Annotated in this window: 16 protein-coding genes and 2 pseudogenes; 7 read left to right on the top strand and 11 right to left on the bottom strand. The window is 67.4% G+C overall.

Translation table 11 applies throughout. From position 1 onward, the window contains the following. Nucleotides 1-74 precede the first annotated feature (74 nt). The 3 genes from glmS to MMB92_RS00190 all read left to right on the top strand — a co-directional run bounded on the left by glmS (nucleotide 75) and on the right by MMB92_RS00190 (nucleotide 4,279). Nucleotides 75-1,898: a glutamine--fructose-6-phosphate transaminase (isomerizing) gene (glmS, locus tag MMB92_RS00200; RefSeq protein WP_265225580.1), complete on the top strand. Its 1,824-nt coding sequence runs from the start codon at nucleotides 75-77 to the stop codon at nucleotides 1,896-1,898. A gap of 8 nt (nucleotides 1,899-1,906) precedes the next feature. Further along, nucleotides 1,907-3,163, top strand: coding sequence for a hypothetical protein (locus MMB92_RS00195; protein ID WP_277562468.1), 1,257 nt, complete (start codon nucleotides 1,907-1,909; stop codon nucleotides 3,161-3,163). A gap of 279 nt (nucleotides 3,164-3,442) precedes the next feature. After that, a complete protein-coding gene (locus MMB92_RS00190; protein WP_006488689.1) occupies nucleotides 3,443-4,279 on the top strand; it encodes a cytochrome c in 837 nt (278 codons plus the stop codon). A 30-nt stretch (nucleotides 4,280-4,309) separates the two neighbouring features. Here MMB92_RS00190 and MMB92_RS00185 read toward each other — a convergent pair whose 3' ends face one another. From MMB92_RS00185 to MMB92_RS00175, 3 genes are read right to left on the bottom strand one after another with little or no spacing between them, the layout of a single operon-like run. Continuing rightward, a complete protein-coding gene (locus tag MMB92_RS00185; RefSeq protein WP_034202490.1) occupies nucleotides 4,310-5,560 on the bottom strand; it encodes a Zn-dependent hydrolase in 1,251 nt (416 codons plus the stop codon). Beyond that, nucleotides 5,553-6,077: an L-2-amino-thiazoline-4-carboxylic acid hydrolase gene (locus tag MMB92_RS00180; RefSeq protein ID WP_006488690.1), complete on the bottom strand. Its 525-nt coding sequence runs from the start codon at nucleotides 6,075-6,077 to the stop codon at nucleotides 5,553-5,555. Before MMB92_RS00180 ends, MMB92_RS00185 begins: the two co-directional genes overlap by 8 nt. Nucleotides 6,078-6,102: 25 nt before the next feature. Then, the gene (locus MMB92_RS00175) at nucleotides 6,103-7,269 is read right to left on the bottom strand and encodes a branched-chain amino acid ABC transporter substrate-binding protein (RefSeq protein WP_012493263.1); all 1,167 of its coding nucleotides are present in this window, start codon (nucleotides 7,267-7,269) and stop codon (nucleotides 6,103-6,105) included. Nucleotides 7,270-7,447: 178 nt separating this feature from the next. Between MMB92_RS00175 and MMB92_RS00170 the strand changes: the two genes are divergently transcribed. The 4 genes from MMB92_RS00170 (at nucleotide 7,448) to ahpF (ending at nucleotide 11,126) form a co-directional block, all read left to right on the top strand. Beyond that, entirely contained in the window at nucleotides 7,448-8,344 is an 897-nt protein-coding gene (locus MMB92_RS00170) for a LysR substrate-binding domain-containing protein (RefSeq protein ID WP_006488686.1), read from the top strand. Nucleotides 8,345-8,459: 115 nt separating this feature from the next. After that, nucleotides 8,460-8,669, top strand: a complete 210-nt coding sequence (locus MMB92_RS00165) for a CopG family transcriptional regulator (RefSeq protein WP_112750656.1) — start codon at nucleotides 8,460-8,462, stop codon at nucleotides 8,667-8,669. Nucleotides 8,670-8,842: 173 nt separating this feature from the next. Continuing rightward, nucleotides 8,843-9,406 (top strand): alkyl hydroperoxide reductase subunit C, encoded by a 564-nt coding sequence (ahpC, locus tag MMB92_RS00160; RefSeq protein WP_006488685.1) that lies wholly within the window; start codon nucleotides 8,843-8,845, stop codon nucleotides 9,404-9,406. Between the two features lie 118 nt (nucleotides 9,407-9,524). After that, nucleotides 9,525-11,126 carry an alkyl hydroperoxide reductase subunit F gene (gene ahpF, locus MMB92_RS00155; protein WP_265206389.1) on the top strand — a complete coding sequence of 534 codons (1,602 nt, stop codon included), beginning with the start codon at nucleotides 9,525-9,527 and terminating at the stop codon, nucleotides 11,124-11,126. Between the two features lie 94 nt (nucleotides 11,127-11,220). Here ahpF and MMB92_RS00150 read toward each other — a convergent pair whose 3' ends face one another. From MMB92_RS00150 to glnH, 8 genes and pseudogenes are all read right to left on the bottom strand, one after another. Continuing rightward, complete coding sequence (locus tag MMB92_RS00150) at nucleotides 11,221-12,018, bottom strand: extensin (protein WP_270956799.1); 798 nt, start codon at nucleotides 12,016-12,018, stop codon at nucleotides 11,221-11,223. Nucleotides 12,019-12,186: 168 nt separating this feature from the next. Beyond that, entirely contained in the window at nucleotides 12,187-13,086 is a 900-nt protein-coding gene (gene lpxO / locus MMB92_RS00145; RefSeq protein WP_006486222.1) for a lipid A hydroxylase LpxO, read from the bottom strand. A 207-nt stretch (nucleotides 13,087-13,293) separates the two neighbouring features. Then, a complete protein-coding gene (locus MMB92_RS00140; protein ID WP_006486233.1) occupies nucleotides 13,294-13,848 on the bottom strand; it encodes a carboxymuconolactone decarboxylase family protein in 555 nt (184 codons plus the stop codon). A 25-nt stretch (nucleotides 13,849-13,873) separates the two neighbouring features. Further along, on the bottom strand, nucleotides 13,874-15,208 hold the full coding sequence (locus MMB92_RS00135) for an aspartate aminotransferase family protein (protein ID WP_277562444.1): 1,335 nt from the start codon (nucleotides 15,206-15,208) through the stop codon (nucleotides 13,874-13,876). Nucleotides 15,209-15,223: 15 nt separating this feature from the next. Beyond that, nucleotides 15,224-16,150, bottom strand: a pseudogene (locus MMB92_RS00130) (C45 family peptidase); the annotation flags it as partial. After that, a pseudogene (glnQ, locus tag MMB92_RS00125) lies at nucleotides 16,146-16,841 on the bottom strand (glutamine ABC transporter ATP-binding protein GlnQ); the annotation flags it as partial. The pseudogenes MMB92_RS00130 and glnQ, both read right to left, overlap by 5 nt. Continuing rightward, nucleotides 16,838-17,545, bottom strand: coding sequence for a glutamine ABC transporter permease GlnP (gene glnP, locus MMB92_RS00120; RefSeq protein ID WP_020979474.1), 708 nt, complete (start codon nucleotides 17,543-17,545; stop codon nucleotides 16,838-16,840). The gene glnP and the pseudogene glnQ, both read right to left, overlap by 4 nt. Before the next feature lie 15 nt (nucleotides 17,546-17,560). Continuing rightward, a complete protein-coding gene (gene glnH, locus MMB92_RS00115) occupies nucleotides 17,561-18,313 on the bottom strand; it encodes a glutamine ABC transporter substrate-binding protein GlnH (protein ID WP_006486224.1) in 753 nt (250 codons plus the stop codon). Nucleotides 18,314-18,503: the final 190 nt, after the last annotated feature.

Raw genomic sequence — 18,503 nt, 5'->3', positions numbered from 1 at the left:
CGTGGCACCGCTTCCGGCATCGTGCTGCCGCGCGTCGCGCGCCAGCCGGCAACTTCCTGGAGACGAGGTGAATCATGTGCGGAATCGTCGGAGCAAGCGGCCTGAACAATCAGGTGCCGCAACTGGTCAATGCGCTGAGCCGGCTCGAATATCGCGGCTACGATTCGTGCGGCATCGCCGTGCAGCGTGACGGGCGCCTGCGCAGCGAACGCACGCTGCGACGCGTGACGGACCTGCAGGATCGCGTGCTGACGCTCGGTCTCGAAGCGCAGACCTGCATCGCGCATACGCGCTGGGCGACGCACGGCGCGCCGTCGGAAATGAACGCGCACCCGATCATGTCGGGCGACACGATCGCGGTCGTGCACAACGGGATCATCGAGAACCACGACACGCTGCGCGCCGAGCTGCGTGAGCGCGGCTACACGTTTCGCGGGCAGACCGACACCGAAGTCATCGCGCACCTGATCCACAGCCTCTATCGCGACGACCTGTTCGACGCGGTCGTGCGCGCCGTCAAACGGCTGCACGGTGCGTACGCGATCGCGGTGCTCGGCGCGCGCGAGCCGCAGCGCCTCGTCGCCGCGCGCGCCGGCTCGCCGCTCGTGATCGGCATCGGCGCCGAGCAGAACTACCTCGCGTCCGACTGCGCGGCGCTCGGCGACCTGACCGACCGCTTCGTGTACCTGGAGGACGGCGACGTCGCGCTGATCACGCCGGAGCGCATCGCCGTGGTCGATGCGGGCAGACAGGAAGCGCGGCGCCCGTTGTGTGAAGTGAAGGCGCGCGCGGACGACGCCGCGCTCGGGCCGTATCAGCACTTCATGCAGAAGGAGATCTTCGAGCAGCCGAAGGCGATCGACAGCACGCTCGACGGCATCGACACGATCTCGCCGGCGCTGTTCGACGCGACGGAAGCCACGCGCGGGCTGCTGTCGCGGGTCAGAAGCGTGCTGTTGCTCGGCTGCGGCACCAGCTACTACGCGGGCCTGACCGCGAAATACTGGCTCGAAAGCATCGCCGGCGTGCCCGCGCAGGTCGAGATCGCCAGCGAATTCCGCTACCGCGACACGGTGGCCGATCCGCGCACGCTCGTCGTCGGCATCTCGCAGTCGGGCGAAACGGCCGACACCATCGGCGCGATCGAGCAGGCGCGCGCGATGGGCCAGGAACTGTCAATGGCGATCTGCAACGTCGCGACCAGCACGATCGCGCGCAATGCGCCGCTGCGGTTCCTGACGCGGGCCGGCATCGAGCTCGGCGTCGCATCGACCAAGGCGTTCACCACGCAGCTCGTCGCACTGTTCGTGCTGACGCTGACGCTCGCGCAGCTGCGCGGCCGGCTCGATGCCGCGCAGGTCGCGACGCACCTGAAGCAGTTGCGCGCGCTGCCGGACCGCATCGGCCACGCGCTCGCGCTGGAAACGCAGATCATGGGCTGGGCCGCGAAGTTCGCCCGCACCGAGAACGCGCTGTTCCTCGGCCGCGGCATCCATTTCCCGATCGCGATGGAAGGCGCGCTGAAGCTCAAGGAGGTGTCGTACATCCATGCGGAAGGCTATGCGGCCGGCGAACTGAAGCACGGGCCGCTCGCGCTCGTCACGAGCGCGATGCCGGTCGTCACGATCGCGCCGGACGACCGTCTGTTCCAGAAGCTGAAATCCAACATGGCCGAGGTGCGCGCGCGCGGCGGGCGGCTCTACGTACTGGCCGGCAATCAGCTCGAAATCGACGCCGACCGCGACACGCACCTGATCCGCGTACGCGAATCGGGCGACCTGCTGTCGCCGATCGTCAACGTGATCCCGCTGCAGTTGCTCGCCTATCACGTCGGCTGTACGCGCGGCGCCGATGTCGACAAGCCGCGCAACCTCGCGAAATCGGTGACCGTCGAATGAAGCGGCGAATGCGTCCGGCGCAGACCGTCATGCGGCTGGCCGCGGTCGTGCTCGGCGGCGCGTGCGGCGTCGGCGCGGTGTCACCGTTTGCCTTTGCCGGCGCGCCGGCCGTGCATACGGTCACCATGCCGAGCGCCCCGTCGCCGCAGGACACCGGCGACCCGCGGCGCTTCATGCACGGGATCGGCGTGGCCGACGCCGGCGACGGCAAACGCTGGGTGTTCTTCAGCAGCTCGGGCATCATGCCGCGCGGTGCGCTGCGCAGCGGCAGCTGGCCGCATGACGTGTACGTCGGCGAATGGCAGCCGGACAAGCCGCGCGTGCTGCACGTCCGTACGTTCATCAGCCGCCCGGAGGCGCAGGAACCCGTGTCGATCGCGCAGAATGCACACGGCGACATCTTCGTCACGTTCGAGGACGGCTGGAACACGTCGCAGGAAGTCAGCCAGCGCTACGGCATCTACCGCCGCGACCTGAAGCCGGTCAAGCCCTACCCGAACGACGTCGAATCGGGCGGTCATTCGGGGCACGTCGCGACGGTCGCCGACCGCTTCGTCGTGTTCTATTCGACCGACTGGGTCAACGGCGGCGGTGTCGACAACCTCGGCAGCGGCAACGGCGTATACCTGAAAACCTACGACGCGGCCGGGCGCGTGCTGAACCACGTCGCGGTCGCGCCGCATCGCCGCGAGTGGTGGCCCGTGATCGCGGGCTCGCCGCGCAACGCGCTGCTCGTGTGGCAGAAGTTCATCGACGGCAGCACGGATGCGGCACTCGAATACGCGATGTTCGATCCGGTCACCGCGAAGCTGGAAAAACTCGGCTCGCTGAACGACGCGATCCAGTATTACGTGTATTCGGCCGCCTATGTGCCGGAGATCGACCGTTTCATCGTCGTCACGACGACCGCGGACGATCGCGGCGTCGCGATGCTGATCGCGCCGGACGGCCGCCGCACGGCGACGCTCGATTGCCTGCCCGCGTCGGTGCGCGAATCGGGCATCGGCGTCGCCGGCACACATGCGTATGTGCCGACCCGCGACGGGCGGCTGCTGACGCTCGCGCTGGCGCCGGCGAACATGGCGGTGAGCGGCGTGCAGCGCTCACCCGTTCCGTGGGGCTCGACCGGCGTCGCCGGTTTCCCGGCGCGCGGCACGGCGATGCATTTCGTGTCACTGACGCCGTCGGGGATGCGCGAAGCCGATTTCGAACCGGCGCGCGACACGCCGATGCCGAAGAACGAAGTGTCGTGTTCGAGTCATTGAAGGCGGGCGCGTCACGCCATGTCGCGGGCGCGGGCAGATCGCGTGCCGCCACCGTGCCTGTCGTTTTCCCCGTCCGGATCGCGCGACGACGCGCCCTCGCCCCGTCACGCGCCCGGTAGTCGGGCGCCGGCGCGTGCTGGTCCAATCATCGCCGCCGCGCGTTTCCCGCGCCGAATTCGCCAGCGCCGCCCGTACCGGATAGACTGTCGCCCGATTCCTTCCATCGGCCGCGGCGTCCCGCCTCCTGCCGCCGCCGGAACGCCCTTTCCCGGAGAACGAATGCTGAAGCGCCAGTGGTTTTCGCTTGTGCTGCTGACGGTTTGCCTGCTCGGGCAACGCGCGTCGGCCCAGTCCACGCTCGAACTCGACACCGACGGCACGGCCCGCGCCGTCACCCGCCAGACGCTGCTCGCCCGTACGGACGCGACCGACATCCACGTGCCGCGCGACATCGCGTACGGCCGGCCGATGACGTTCCGCGCCGTGCCGTTCGCCGCGCTGCTCGGCGACACGCCGCTGCCGGCCGACGGGGTGCTCGAAACGCGCGCGGCCGACGGTTTCGCCGCGCAACTGCCGCTCGATCTCGTGCGCCGCCGCGCGCCGGCCGGCGCGATCCCGTGGCTCGCGATCGAGGATCCGGCCCATCCGTGGCCGAAACTGCCCGGCAAGCAGGTCAGCGCGGGGCCGTTCTATCTCGTGTGGCTCGGGCCGGACGCGTCGTCGGTGCGCGGCGAGCAGTGGCCGTACCAGATCGTGCGCATCACGATCGAATCGTCGCCGCTCGCGCGCTGGCCGTCGCTCGCCGTCGACGCCGCGTTGCCCGCGAACGATCCGGCCCGCGCGGGCCAGCACCTGTTCGTCACGCAATGTCTCGCGTGCCACCGCATCGACGGCGCGGGCAGCAGCCACGCCGGCCCCGACCTGAACACGCCGATGAATCCGGTCGACTACTTCCAGCCGGCCGCGCTGCGTCGCTACATCCGCAACCCGGCGTCGGTGCGCGACTGGCCGGGCCGCAGCATGCCGGCGTTTCCGCCCGATCAGCTGAGCGACCGCGAACTCGACCAGATCGTCGCGTATCTCGCGTACATGGCGCGGCGCAACGCGGGGAAGTAACGCGGGCCACCCCGGCCGCACCCGTCGCGCTTACGCTTCCTGCGCGCTCTGCAGCACCGCGCGCAACAGCACGTCGGCGCCGGCCGTCGCCCATTCGGGCGTAATCGCTTCGGCCTCGTTGTGGCTCAGCCCGTCGACGCACGGCACGAAGATCATGCCGGTCGGCGCGACACGCGCGACATAGCACGCGTCGTGGCCCGCGCCGGACACGATGTCCATGTGCGACAGCCCGAGCGAGCGCGCCGCGTCGCGCACCGTGTCGATGCAGCGTGGCGCGAACGGCACCGGCGCATACGTGAAGATCTGCTCGATCTGCGCGCCGAGGCCCGTTTCTTCGGCCACGCGCGCGAGCTCCGCGCGCAACGCCGCGTCCAGTTCGTCGAGCACCGCATCGTCGGGATGCCGGAATTCCACCGTGAAAAAGCAGCCGCCCGGCACCGTGTTGCGCGAATTCGGCCGCGCCTCGATCATGCCGACCGTTGCGCGCGCATCCGGTGCGTAGCGGCGGCCGAGCACTTCGACGAACGAGATCATCCGCGCCGCGCCGACCAGCGCGTCGCGGCGGAACGCCATCGGCGTCGTGCCCGCGTGCGCGTCGACACCGGTGAGCGTCACCTCGTACCAGCGCTGCCCCTGCCCGGCCGTCACGACGCCGATCGTCTTGCCGGCCCGTTCGAGAATCGCGCCCTGTTCGATGTGCAGCTCATATGCCGCGTGCACCGGATAGCCGCCGACCGGCTCCGCGCCCGCGTAGCCGATCCGTTCGAGCTCCTCGCCGATCGTCCGGCCCGCGCCGTCGGTGCGCGACAGCCCATATTCGAGCGTATAGACGCCCGAGAACACGCCGGCCGACACCATCGCCGGCGCGAAGCGCGAGCCTTCCTCGTTGGTCCAGATCACGACGTCGAGCGGACGCTCGGTCTCGATGCCCGCGTCGTTCAGCGCGCGCACCACTTCGAGCCCGCCGAGCACGCCGTAGATGCCGTCGTAACGCCCGCCGGTCGGCTGGGAATCGGCATGCGAGCCCGTCATCACCGGTGCGGCGTCGGGACGGCGACCGGCGCGGCGCGCGAACACGTTGCCCATCCGATCGACGCGCACCGTGCAACCGGCTTCACGCGCCCACTGCACGAACAGGTCGCGCGACTCGCGGTCGAGGTCGGTCAGCGCGAGACGGCACACGCCGCCCTTCGGCGTCGCGCCGATCTGCGCCATCCGTTCGAGCGACGCCCACAGGCGGTCGCCGTCGACGCGCGGCATGCTTGCGGGAGCGTCACGCATCGCCGTTCTCCGGCGCGGGTTGCAGCGCATAGCGGAAATCGCAGCGCTTGCCGCCCTGCATGATCGTGCTCGTGCGCGTGAGCGCGATGTCCGGTGCATAGCCCTGGATGAAATAGCTGTCGCGCGCGCAGCTCAGCAGGTGCCCGATCTCGCCGAGCCCCATCGCGTGATACATCTCCGCGTAACTGCAGCGATGCACGTCGTAGTCGTAGTGCGCGTCGTCCGCGCGCCGCACCTCGACGTCGAGCGCATCGTCCTTCTCCCACAGCACCTGCAGCGCGATGAACGATTTCACGCTCGTGCCGTCCGGCTCCTGCGCGGCGAACGTCCGGCCCGCGTCGACGGCCGCGCCGCGCACGGCTTCCGCGATCACGGCCTGCGCGCGCTCGGCGCCGAACTCGCGCTTCATGATCTCGTAGATCGGCTTGATGATTTCCGCTTCGATGCGGCGCCGCGCGAGGATCCCGAGGCGCGAGTCCTCGGGGGCGGCGGCGGATGTCTGGTTCGCTTCGGTCATGGGGATCGTGTTGGTCGTTTTGTCGTTACTTGGCTGCGGTGCGCGAGCCGCCGAGCACGTCGACGACGGCCCACTTGCCGCCGCGCACCTGGTAGATCGTGAAGGCCGGGTCCTTCAGGTTGCCTTCGGCGTCGAACGCGATGCGCCCCGTCACGCCGGGCCGGTCGATCGCGCGAACGGCCGCGACCAGCTTCGCCGGCTGGGTCGTGCCGGCCTTCTGCGCGGCCGCGATCAGCGTGGCGGCCGCGTCGTACGCGAACGGCGCATGCAGCTCGATCGGCGCATGAAAACGGGCCTGGTATTGCGTGTCGAACGCCTTGCCGCCCGGCATCCGGTCGAGCGACAGGCCCGGTTCGAGCGCCGTCACGCCGTCGCCGTCCTTGCCGGCGAGCGACAGGAAGGTCTGGCTCACGAAGCCGCCCGCGCCGAGCAGCGGCGCGTTCACGCCGAGCTGGCGCATCCGGCGCGCGATCGGCGCGGCTTGCGCGTCGAGGCCGCCGAAGAACACGAGATCCGCGCGCTTGCCCTTGATCGCGGTCAGCACGCCGCTGAAATCGGTCGTCTTGTCGTTCACGTACTGACGATCGACGATGGTCCCGCCGTTCGCCTGCACGCCCTTGATGAACTGCTCAGCCAGCCCCGCGCCGAACGACGTGCGATCGTCGATCACCGCGATGCGCTTCGCCTTCAGCGTCTTCACCGCGTACGCACCGGTGAAATGGCCGCCCGCATCGTCGTGACCCATGATGCGGAACGCCGTCGCGTAGCCCTGCTGCGTGTATTGATGGCCGGTGGACGCCGGCGCGATCTGCGGAATGCCCGCATCGCGGTACACGCGCGACGCCGGCACGCTGCAGCCCGTGTTCCAGTGACCGACGACGCCGATCACGTGCTGGTCGACGAGTTGCTGCGCGACCGCGACGGCCGTGCGCGGGTCGGACTGGTCGTCGGCCGCGACGAGCTTGTAGACGACCGGCTTGCCGCCGATGGTCGGATGCTTCGCGTTCGCGTCGTCGATCGCGAGTTGCGCGCCGTTCTGCAAGTCCTTGCCGATCCGCGCGGACGGGCCGGTGAGCGGCGCGGCGAGACCGATCAGGACCGTCTGCGGAGCGGACTGCGCCAACGCGGGAACGGAGGCGACCAGGGCGGCCGCCGAGAAGGCGAGGCTGGCGGGGAGGAAAGCGATTTTCATGTGCGGGGGCCGGTCAATCGGATCAAAAACATGAAAAATATTAAATATTCGACATTCAAACCCCAAATATCCAATTGTTGGATGCTTATGCCGTTCTCCACACATTAGCGTATATCTTTGTAAATACGGGATATTTTTGTGTTGTCGCTTACCCTGACTTTTCGATAAAATTCGATACATGAAAAATATCGAACAATTGCCGCACGATCCACCGCTGCGCGCGGTGCGTGCGTTCGAAGCATTCGCGCGTCTCGGTTCGGTCACCGCGGCGGCCGGCGAACTCGACATCACGCCGTCGGCGGTCAGCCATCAGCTGCAACTGCTCGAAGCGTTCATCCAGACGCCGCTGACGGTACGCGAAGGCCGGCTGCTTGCGCTCACCGACGAAGGGCGCGACTACTACCGGTCGATCAGCGCGGCATTCTCGGTGCTGCGCAGCGCGACGCGCTTCGTGCGCGACCGTTCGTCGCTGCGCCAGATCACCGTCAGCCTGATTCCGCTGCTCGGCATCGGCTGGTTCATTCCCCGGCTGCATGCGTTCCTGGCCGACAACACCGACGTCGACGTCACGGTGCTGTACGCGCATCACCGCAACTACCGAAGCGATGCGTCGGATCTGTCGATCCGCTTCGGCACCGGCGACTGGCCCGGCTATCGCTGCGAGCGGCTGCTGCCGGGCGCGATGGTGCCGATGTGCAGCCCGTCGTTCCTGAAGCGTCACGGGCCGTTCCGCACGCCGGCCGATCTCGCCCGCGCGCCGCTCGTGCATGACGAGGATCGCAGCACGTGGGTCAACTGGCTGCAGGGCGCCGGCGTGCGGCACGTGTCGCACGCGGTGGGGCCGATGTTCGAGGATGGCCAGCTCACGCTGAGCGCCGCCCGCGCGGATCTCGGCGCCGCGCTGCTGCGCGCGCCGCTGGTCCAGCGCGAACTGGCGAACGGCGAGCTCGTGCAACTGTTCGATCACGCGCTCGACGACGGACGCGACTACTACCTGTGCACGCGCGAGGACGCGGACATGCCGGACGGGGCGCGGCGGCTGGCGGCATGGTTGCGGGAGATGGCGGGGATTTGAGCGGAGGCGCGTCCCGCCACCGAACCGCGAATCGGCATTCGCTTCGGACAGGCGGCGATCCTGCATTTACGCGGCCGCATGTCGATGATGGCTGCGTCAAGTCAGGGAGGTTGCAATGCCCACCATCCCGATCGACCTGTCGGATGACCAGCATGCCGCGTTGAGCATCATCGCAGGGGCCAGGGGCCGCCCCCGCGCCGAAATCATCGGCGACGCAATCGATGCCTGTATCGCGCGACACGGACCCACACTTGTCAACAATGTGTTCGGTCTATGGAAGGGGCACGAGATTGCCAGCCAGGAGGACCTGCGTTCGGAATGGTGAAGGCATGTACAACCTCGGCCCCGCCCGAATTGCCTTCGCCCCCCGCCAATCAAGGGCCGGAAGCAGATAGAAAATCCCGATGCCGCGGATTGAAACAAGCAATTTCACAAGCTCAGGGTGAACCCGGATACTGGCAACACTCCACTCACCACTGAAGAAAAGGAATTGTCCAGATGCCGATCATCAACACCCAAATCAAGCCGTTCAAGGCAACCGCTTACCACAACGGCGATTTCGTGCCCGTCTCGGAAGAGAACTTCAAGGGCAAGTGGTCCGTCGTCGTGTTCTACCCGGCCGACTTCACGTTCGTGTGCCCGACCGAACTCGGCGACCTCGCCGACCGTTACGCGGAATTCCAGAAGCTGGGTGTCGAAATCTACGGTGTGTCGACCGACACGCACTTCACGCACAAGGCCTGGCACGACACGTCGGACACGATCGGCAAGATCAAGTACCCGATGATCGGCGACCCGACGCTCACGCTGTCGCGCAACTTCGACGTGCTGATCGAGGAAGAAGGGATGGCGCTGCGCGGCACGTTCGTGATCAACCCGGAAGGCGAGATCAAGCTGTGCGAAATCCACGACAACGGCATCGGCCGCGACGCAGGCGAACTGCTGCGCAAGGTCCAGGCGGCGCAGTACATCGCGGCGCACCCGGGTGAAGTGTGCCCGGCCAAGTGGACGCCGGGTGCGGAAACGCTGACCCCGTCGCTCGACCTGATCGGCAAGATCTGACGATCGCTCCGCGCGCCTCGCACGAGGCGCGCGACGGCGGGCCACGCACTGCGCGCCCCGCCCCCTCCTCCGGCACGACGTGCCCGACCAGCATAATCAATACGGAATCCGAAACGCCATGCTCGACGCCAATCTCAAGAACCAACTCAAAGCGTACCTCGAAAAAATCACGCGCCCGATCGAACTCGTCGCCTCGCTCGACGACAGCGCGAAATCGCAGGAACTGCTGGCGCTGCTGAACGAGATTGCGTCGCTGACGGATCGCGTGACCGTGACCGAACGCCGCGACGACGCCGAGCGCAAGCCGTCGTTCTCGATCGGCGAGCCCGGCAAGCCGGCCGGCATCCGTTTCGCCGGCATCCCGATGGGCCATGAATTCACGTCGCTCGTGCTCGCGCTGCTGCAGACGGGCGGCCATCCGATCAAGCTCGACGACGACGTGATCGAACAGATTCGCGCGCTCGACGGCGACTACGCATTCGAAACGTTTTTCTCGCTGTCGTGCCAGAACTGCCCGGAAGTCGTGCAGGCGCTGAACGTGATGTCGCTGATCAACCCGCGCATCCGCCACGTCGCGATCGACGGCGCACTGTTCCAGGATGAAGTCGAGTCGCGCCAGATCATGGCGGTGCCGACGATGTTCCTGAACGGCGCGTCGTTCGGCCAGGGCCGCAGCAGCGTGAAGGAAATCCTCGCGAAGCTCGATACGGGCGCCGGAGAACGCGCGGCGAAGTCGCTCGAAAACAAGCCGGTGTTCGACACGCTGATCGTCGGCGGCGGCCCGGCGGGCGCGGCTGCTGCGATCTACTCCGCACGCAAGGGCATCGCGACGGGTGTCGTCGCCGAGCGTTTCGGCGGCCAGGTGCTGGACACGATGGCGATCGAGAATTTCGTGTCGGTGCAGGAAACCGAAGGGCCGAAGTTTGCCGCCGCACTCGAGCAGCACGTCAAGCAGTACGACGTCGACATCATGGACGTGCAACGCGCCGACGCGCTGATCCCGGGCGACGTGCACCAGATCCGTCTCGCGAACGGCGCGGTGCTGAAAGCGAAGACGATCGTCCTCGCGACCGGCGCACGCTGGCGCGAAATCAACGTGCCGGGCGAGCGCGAATACCGCAACCGCGGCGTCGCGTACTGCCCGCACTGCGACGGCCCGCTGTTCAAGGGCAAGCGGGTCGCGGTGGTCGGCGGCGGCAATTCGGGCGTCGAGGCCGCGATCGACCTCGCCGGCATCGTGAAGGAAGTCACGCTGGTCGAATACGGCGCGCAACTGCGCGCGGACGAAGTACTGCAACGCAAGCTGCGCAGCCTGCCGAACGTGACGATCGTCACGCAAGCGCAGACGACCGAACTGACCGGCGACGGCAGCAAGCTGAACGGGCTCGTCTACAAGGATCTGCGTTCCGGTGAAACGAAGCGCGTCGACCTCGAAGGCGTGTTCGTGCAGATCGGCCTCGTGCCGAACACCGAATGGCTGAAAGGCACGGTCGAACTGTCGAAGCACGGCGAGATCGTCGTCGATGCGCGCGGCGCGACGTCGGTGCCGGGCGTGTTCGCGGCCGGTGACGTGACGACGGTGCCGTTCAAGCAGATCGTGATCGCGGTCGGCGAAGGGGCGAAGGCGTCGCTCGGCGCGTTCGACCACCTGATCCGGCAGGACGTGGCGGCGCCGGCCGCCACCGCGCAGCCGCGAGTCGAAGAAGCGGTCGCCGCCTGACGGACGTCAGCCCGACGGCAAACAGTTTGTCTCTCTTGGCCCCGCATGCTTTGGTCAGCGTGCGGGGCCCTTTTTATGCCGAGGACGCCCGCGGCTACTTGGTCGCGGTCGGGCCGCCGTTCGCCGGCACGGGCGTCGTGGTCTTGAAATGGCTCGACTCCCTGACGAGCTGCTCGGTCATCGCGGCGGCTACCGGATTCGCGCCGGACGACGAACCGCCCTGCCGATACGAACCGGTGCTCGCCGACGGCATCGACTGCATCGACGACATCGGCGGCGGCGGCAACGACGGGTCGAGCTTCGCCGATTCCCTGACGAGCGCCGCCGTCTCCGGCGTTTCGGATTTCGTCGCGGCCGGCGGCGCGGCGGCGGCGTGGCGTTCGAGGCCGTCGCGCTTGCGCGGCGCACGTTGCGTGACCTGTGCGGGTGCGGCGGACTGAGCCGACCCAGCGGGCTTGGCGGCCGGCGTGGGCGGCGGCGTCGCTGGGGTCGAATCCTGAGCGTCGACCGTCACGACGTTGACTTTCGGCGGCGGGGCAGCCGGCTTCGTCACCGGTTGCGGCTTGTCGCTGACCACCGGAACCGCGGCAACCGCTGCAGGCGGGGCGACGACGCGGGCAGTGGCGGCCGGCGCGGGCGTGGATGCGGTGGGAGGCGGTGCGGCAGCCGCCTGCTTCGGCGCCGTCGCGACAGCCGGTGCCGGCGGCGCGATCGCGCCCTGCACCGCGTGGTCGTTGCCCGCGGGCGCCGCGGCAACAGGCGCGGCCGAATCGCCGATGCCGGCGTCCTCGATCGCACGGTGGTCCGCGCGCAGGAGCATCACGTACGCGGTGCCGGCTGCGGCGACCAGGAGCCCGCCGGCGATCATCATGGTTTTACGGGTACTCGTCATGCTTGCTCACCGATCATATCGACGTGAACAAGCCATGATACGCGGCCAACGTCCGTTGATCCCGCATGAATACATTTGGTTGCATTGATGTCGGCGCAGGCCGGCGGGGGCCGTCCGATGCCGCGCCGCACTATCGTCAGACGGGAAAAAATTGCCCGCCCTCGCCCGTCAGATACAGAAGATCGCGACCGCGATCCCGCCGAACAGCAGCCACTTGACGATGTAGTACACGGTGCGATTCCACGCCTTCAACCGCTTGCCGGCGCGGCGAATCGCATACAGGTACCGGAACGCGCGATTGAGCCCGCCCGTGCGATCGCCCGTTTCGTTCGGCGATGCGGCTGCGCGCATCAGCAGTTGCCCGAACGCGTCGTTGATGCGCTGCGCCCAGCGATATTTCATCGGGCGCTCGATGTCGCAGAACAGGATCACGCGATCGTTCGCGGTGCGGTTTTCGGCCCAGTGCAGGTACGTCTCGTCGAACATCACGGCCTCGCCGTCACGCCATGCATACGATTCGCCGTCGACGACGATCCGGCACGCGTCGTCGTTCGGCGTGTCGAGCCCGAGGTGGTAGCGCAGCGAGCCCGCATACGGATCGCGATGCAGCCCGAGCTTGCCGCCCGGCGGCAACTGCGCGAACATCGCGGCCTTGATCGACGGAATCCGCGACAGGATCTCGACCGAGCGCGGACACAATGCCTGCGCGGACGGATGCGGCGCGTCGTACCACTTCAGGTAGAAACGCTTCCAGCCGTTGCGAAAGAACGAATTGAAACCGATGTCGTTGTACTCGCCCGATGCCTTGATCCGGCTCGCGTCGCGCAACGCGAGCGCTTCGCTGCGGAACGTGCGCCATTCGCGCTGCAGCACCGCGAGCTCCGGAAAGTGATCCGTGTCGAGAAACGGCGTGGTCGGCACCGACGAGAACGCGTATGAAAAGCAGTTCAGCGGCGCGGTAAAGGTCGAGTGGTCGGAGAGTTGCCGGAACAACCCGTGCCGAACCTTGCCGCGCCGATGCGTGTACACGACACACGCAATGAACACGATCAGCAGGACCCAGCGCATCGATATTTCCCCCGTAAGCTGTTTGCCAGAATTCTAGGTACGGGAAAAATTTCTTGCACTGACGCGCAGGCCGCGCGGCGGGCGTCGTCACGATGCGGCGAGATGCCGGAACGATCCGCGCCGAAACGCCGAAAAGCCCGCGTATACGCGCTTTTCGGGCCATCCGGCGCGTGCGCGGCATGCCGCCGACACACGCGCCGGCGGCGATTATTCCGGAAACGGCAAATCAGTTTGTCCGTCTGCGCGCATACCGAACGTGTTCAGCGTCATCGCGACGAGCGCGTAGTAGCCGAGCAGCGCGACGAGGTTCACCACGGTCTCGTGGCCGAAACGCGCCTGCGCACGCGCGAACGTCGCGTCGCTCACGCGGCGCGTGTCGTACAGCTCGGTGGCGAACGCATGGATCAGCGCGTCGTCGTCCGATTCGAAGGCGGGCGCGACGCCGAGCCGGATCGCGTCGGCCGTCGCGGCCGGCACGCCGGCCTCGAGCGCGATCGGATGATGGATGTGCCACTCCGCCTGCGAGCGCCAGCGCGCGGCCGTCACGAGAATCGCGAGCTCCGACAGGCGCAGCGGCAGCCCGGTGCGATAGCGGCAGAACGCGCCGAGCTTCTGCGCGTGCTGGGCCAGCTCGGGGCTCGCGATCCAGCCGAGAAACGGCCCGTTCAGGTTGCCGCGCGGGCCGCTGAGAATGTCTGCGAGCACGGCTTTCTGTTCGTCGGTGGCCGACGCGGGGTCGAAAGGGGGCAGTCTGTCTGTCATGGTGAGGATTCGATGAGATCGGGGTTCATGCACCGGCCGACGCGAGCGCCGCGCCGATCGCACCGGACAGCCGCTCGACGATCGTATCGATCTGCTGCGCGGTACACACGAACGGCGGCGCGATCAGGATGTGATCGCCGTGCACGCCGTCGATCGTGCCACCCATCGGATACACCATCAACCCGCGCTGCATCGCCTCGCGCTTGACCGCCGCGTGCAGCTTCAGCGCGGGGTCGAACGTCGCCTTGGTGTCGCGATCGCGCACGAGCTCGACGCCGACGAACAGCCCGCGGCCGCGCACGTCGCCGACGTGCGGATGCGCGCCGTAATGCTCGCGCAACGACGCACGCAACTGCTCGCCGCGCGCCTTCACGTTGTCGAGCAGCTTGTCCTCGGCGATCACGCGCTGCACTTCGAGCGCGGCCGCGCAGGCGGTCGCATGGCCGAGGTACGTGTGACCATGCTGGAAGAAGCCCGAACCGTCGACGATCGTGCGATAGATCCGGTCGCTCACCAGCGTCGCCCCGATCGGCTGGTAGCCCGCACCGAGCCCTTTCGCGATCGTCAGCAGATCGGGCGCGACGCCGTCTTCGTCGCAGGCATACCGGTAACCCGTGCGCCCCATCCCGGACATGATCTCGTCGAGGATCAGCAGCACGCCGTACTTGTCGCACACCGCGCGAATCTTCTGCAGGTACGTGCGCACCGGCGGCACGGCGCCGGCCGTCGCGCCCACCACCGTTTCCGCGACGAACGCCGCGACGTTTTCCGCGCCGAGTTCGACGATCTTCCGTTCGAGCTCGTCCGCGAGGCGCTGCGCATACGCTTCGTCGGTTTCACCGGCCTGCTGGTCGCGGTACGCATAGCACGGGCTCACGTGGTGCGCCTCGATCAGCAGCGGCAGGAACGGCTCGCGTCGCCATACGTTGCCGCCGATCGCGAGCGCGCCGAGCGTGTTGCCGTGATAGCTCTGGCGCCGGGCGATGAAATGACGGCGCTGCGGCTCGCCCTTCTCGACGAAATACTGGCGCGCGAGCTTCAGCGCGGCTTCGATCGCCTCGGAGCCGCCCGACACGAAATACACGTGATCGAGCCCGGCCGGCGCGCCGTCGACGAGCCGGTCGGCCAGTTCCTCGGCCACGTCGGTCGTGAAGAACGACGTGTGCGCGTACGGCAATTGCTGCGCCTGCCGCTTGATCGCGTCGATCACGCGCTGGTTGCTGTGGCCGAGACACGATACGGCCGCGCCGCCGCACGCGTCGATATAGCGTTTGCCGGTCGAATCGATGATCTCGATGCCGTCGCCTGCGACGGCAACGGGCAAGGTGGCGCGCGGGGCGCGATGGAAAACGGTCGTCATGCGTGGCCTCATGGATCAGGATGCGCGGTGAGCGCGTCCGGACGGCACGATGCGCGTCGCGAAGCGCTGCGTGCCGTGTTGGTGAACGGTGAAATCGATCGATGCCGCGCCGATCGCGAACACGGCCGTCGCCAGCGTGTTCTCGTCGTCCGGATCGGCCGGATCGTCGCGGTAGATCGGCAATCCTTCAGGCGCTCGATCGCCGAGCACGCGCAGCAGCGCGGCTTCGTCGATCGTGTCGATGCCGGGCGTCAACGCGTCGACGCGACGCTGGCGGTCCGCCGACGACTGCGTGACGATCTGCGCTTGCGCGTCGCAGCCGGGATGCACGAGATGGTTCGCATGGCCGGCGAGCCGCGCGACGTCGATGACCGAACAGCGCGCGACGCTCGCCTCGATGCTCAGCAATCGCGCATCGCCGGTCGCCCCGAGCGTGTGATGAAAGCCGCTCGCGCGCGCGTGCCGGCGCAGCACGTCGACGGCCGCATCGAGCGACGTCGCGTCGAGCACCGCACGCGCGAGGATCATGCGCGGTACGCCCGGCGCCGGCGTGCGGATCCGCAGGTTGTTGATCGCCTGCGCGATGCCCGCGCGGTTCGCGGCGAACGTATGGCCCGGCAGCGAGCCGGGGTAGTAGAAACTGACGAAGCCCGGCTTGCCGGCCGGCTGCACGTCGACGAGCAGGCACCGTTCGCGCAGGTACGGATCGCCGTCCTCGTTGTGCGCGATCCAGCGCGTGCCGTCCGCATCGCGCGCGGCAAGCGTCGTGCAGCCGTCCGGCGCGTTGTGGATCAGTTCGCCGCGGCAGTTCCACAGGAAGATGTCCTCGGCCGGCCAGCCGATGCCTGCCGCGATCCCGTCCAGCTCCGCGACGAGGTCGGGGTACGCGGCGAGCGCGGCCCGCCGCAACGCGTCGACGAACGGATGGCCGCGCCAGCGGCGTCGGCGGCCGGTCGATCAGGTCGACCGGATGGCCGTCCTCGGCGATGCCGCCCTGATCCATGAACAGCAGCCGCGTGCCGACCCGCTTCGCGAAGCCGATCTCGTGCGTGACGACGATCATCGTCATCCCTTCGGTCGCGAGATCCTGCATCACTTTCAGCACTTCGTGGCGCAGCTCCGGATCGAGCGCCGAGGTCGGCTCGTCGAACAGCATCAACCGCGGCCGGATCGCGAGCGCCCGCGCGATCGCGACTCGCTGCTGCTGGCCGCCCGACAGCTCCGACGGGTAATGATTCGCGCGCGATTCGAGGCCGACCTTGTCGAGCAGCGCCATCGCCTGGTCGCGCGCGTCGGCGCGCGACGCGCCGCGCACCTGGATCGGCCCGAACATCACGTTCTCGAGCGCGGTCATTTGCGGGAACAGGTTGAACTGCTGGAACACCATGCCCGCTTCGAGCCGGATGTTGCGGATCGTCGTCGCGTTGCCGCGCACGCTCTGGCCGTCGACCAGCAGCTCGCCGCCGGTGATTTTCTCCAGCGCGTTGATACAGCGCAACATCGTCGATTTGCCCGAGCCCGACGGACCGACCACGACGACCACCTCGCCCGCGTCGATCTTCAGGTCGATGTTCTTCAGCACCGGCACGTGGCCGAAGCTCTTCGACACGTTCTGGAATTCGATCATGCTCATAAGATTTTCATCCGCTTTTCGACGAGCCGCAGCGTCAGCGTCATCGCGCCGGTCAGCAGCAGATAGATGACGGCCACCGCCGTCCAGATCTCGACCGCCTGGAAATTGCCCGCGATGATTTCCTGCCCCTTGCGCGTCAGTTCGCCGACGCCGATCACGATGAACAGCGACGTGTCCTTCAGGCTCACGATACACTGGTTGCCGAGCGGCGGAATCAGCCGCCGGAACGCGAGCGGCCCGACCACCTTGAGCAGCACGCGCGGCATCGACAGGCCCATCGCGAGCCCCGCTTCCGTCAGCCCCTTCGGGATCGACAGCAGCGCGCCGCGCACCACTTCCGCGAGATACGCGCCGGAATTCACCGTGATCGCGATGATCGCGGCCGTCAGGCCGTCGATGCGGATATGCGCGAGCAACGGCAACGCGAAGTACAGGAACATCACCTGCACGACGATCGGCGTGCCGCGGATCAATTCAATATAGACCTGTGCGAGCACGTTCATCGCCTTCGGTCCGTATGCGCGGAACATCCCCGCGATCATTCCGACGACGAAGCCGCCCACCAGCCCGAAAAATGCGATGAACACCGTCAACCGGACCCCGTCCATCAGGTCCGGCAGCGCCGCCCAGATCGCCGACCAATCGAAATTCACTTGTCGCTCCCCGTTCGATTCAAGACCGGCGCGGCCGTTCGGCCGCGCCATGCTGCGTGGTCACGCTCACATCTTCGGCGGCTCGGCGCCGAACCACTTCTTGTAGATCTGCGCGTAGCGGCCGTCGGCCTTGATCTTCACGAGCGACGCATTGACCTTCGGCACGAGCGGGCTGCCCTTCGGGAAACCGATCCCGTACTTGTCGCCGCTGACCGGCTGGCCGGCGACCTGCACCTTGCCCTTGCCTTCGTTGTTCACGAAGAACAGCACGTTCGGCGTATCGTGCATCGCCGCGTCGACGCGGCCGGCTTCCAGTGCGAGATAGGCCTGGTCGATGTTCGGGAACTGGCGGACCTCCTTCGGCTTCAGGTGCGCCTTGATCCAGTCGATCGTCGCGGTGCCCGTCTTCGCGGCGATCACCTTGCCGTTCAGGTCGTCGATCGACTTGATCGACGTATTGCCGGCTTGCACCATCGCGGCGAGCCCGCTGTCGTAATACGGCGCCGAAAAGTCGATCGCCTTCTTGCGCTCTTCCTTGATGGTCATCCCGGACAGCGCGACGTCGATGTTCTGCGTCTGCAGCGCCGGAATCAGACCCGCGAAATCCATCGGCTGGATCGTGTATTTCCAGCCCTGGTCCTTCGCGATCTCCGCCCACAGGTCGAGATCGAAGCCGACGTACTTGTCGCCCTGCTTGAACTCGAACGGCATGAACGACGTATCGGTCCCGACGACGAGCGTCTTGGTATCCGCGTGCGCGAGGCTGGCGCCGAGCGCGGCGACGACCGCGACGGCTTTCAGGAAGGAACGGCGACTCATGGTTTCTCTCCGCATGATTGAGCGATGTAGCCGGCCAACAGGCCGGCGGAACGACGACATCAAGCCGCACCGCAACATGCGATGTCGAATTAGACCTTAGTGCAACAAATGTTGTCAATGGCGATACTACGACAACAAAAAAGTCCGCAACAGGTAAATGCATCGAGACAAACCCGGGCCGCGCGGCGCG

The sequence above is a fragment of the Burkholderia sp. IO2 genome, assembly GCF_029522185.1.
GTDB lineage: Bacteria > Pseudomonadota > Gammaproteobacteria > Burkholderiales > Burkholderiaceae > Burkholderia > Burkholderia cenocepacia.
This window is presented reverse-complemented; position numbering and strand designations above follow the sequence as displayed.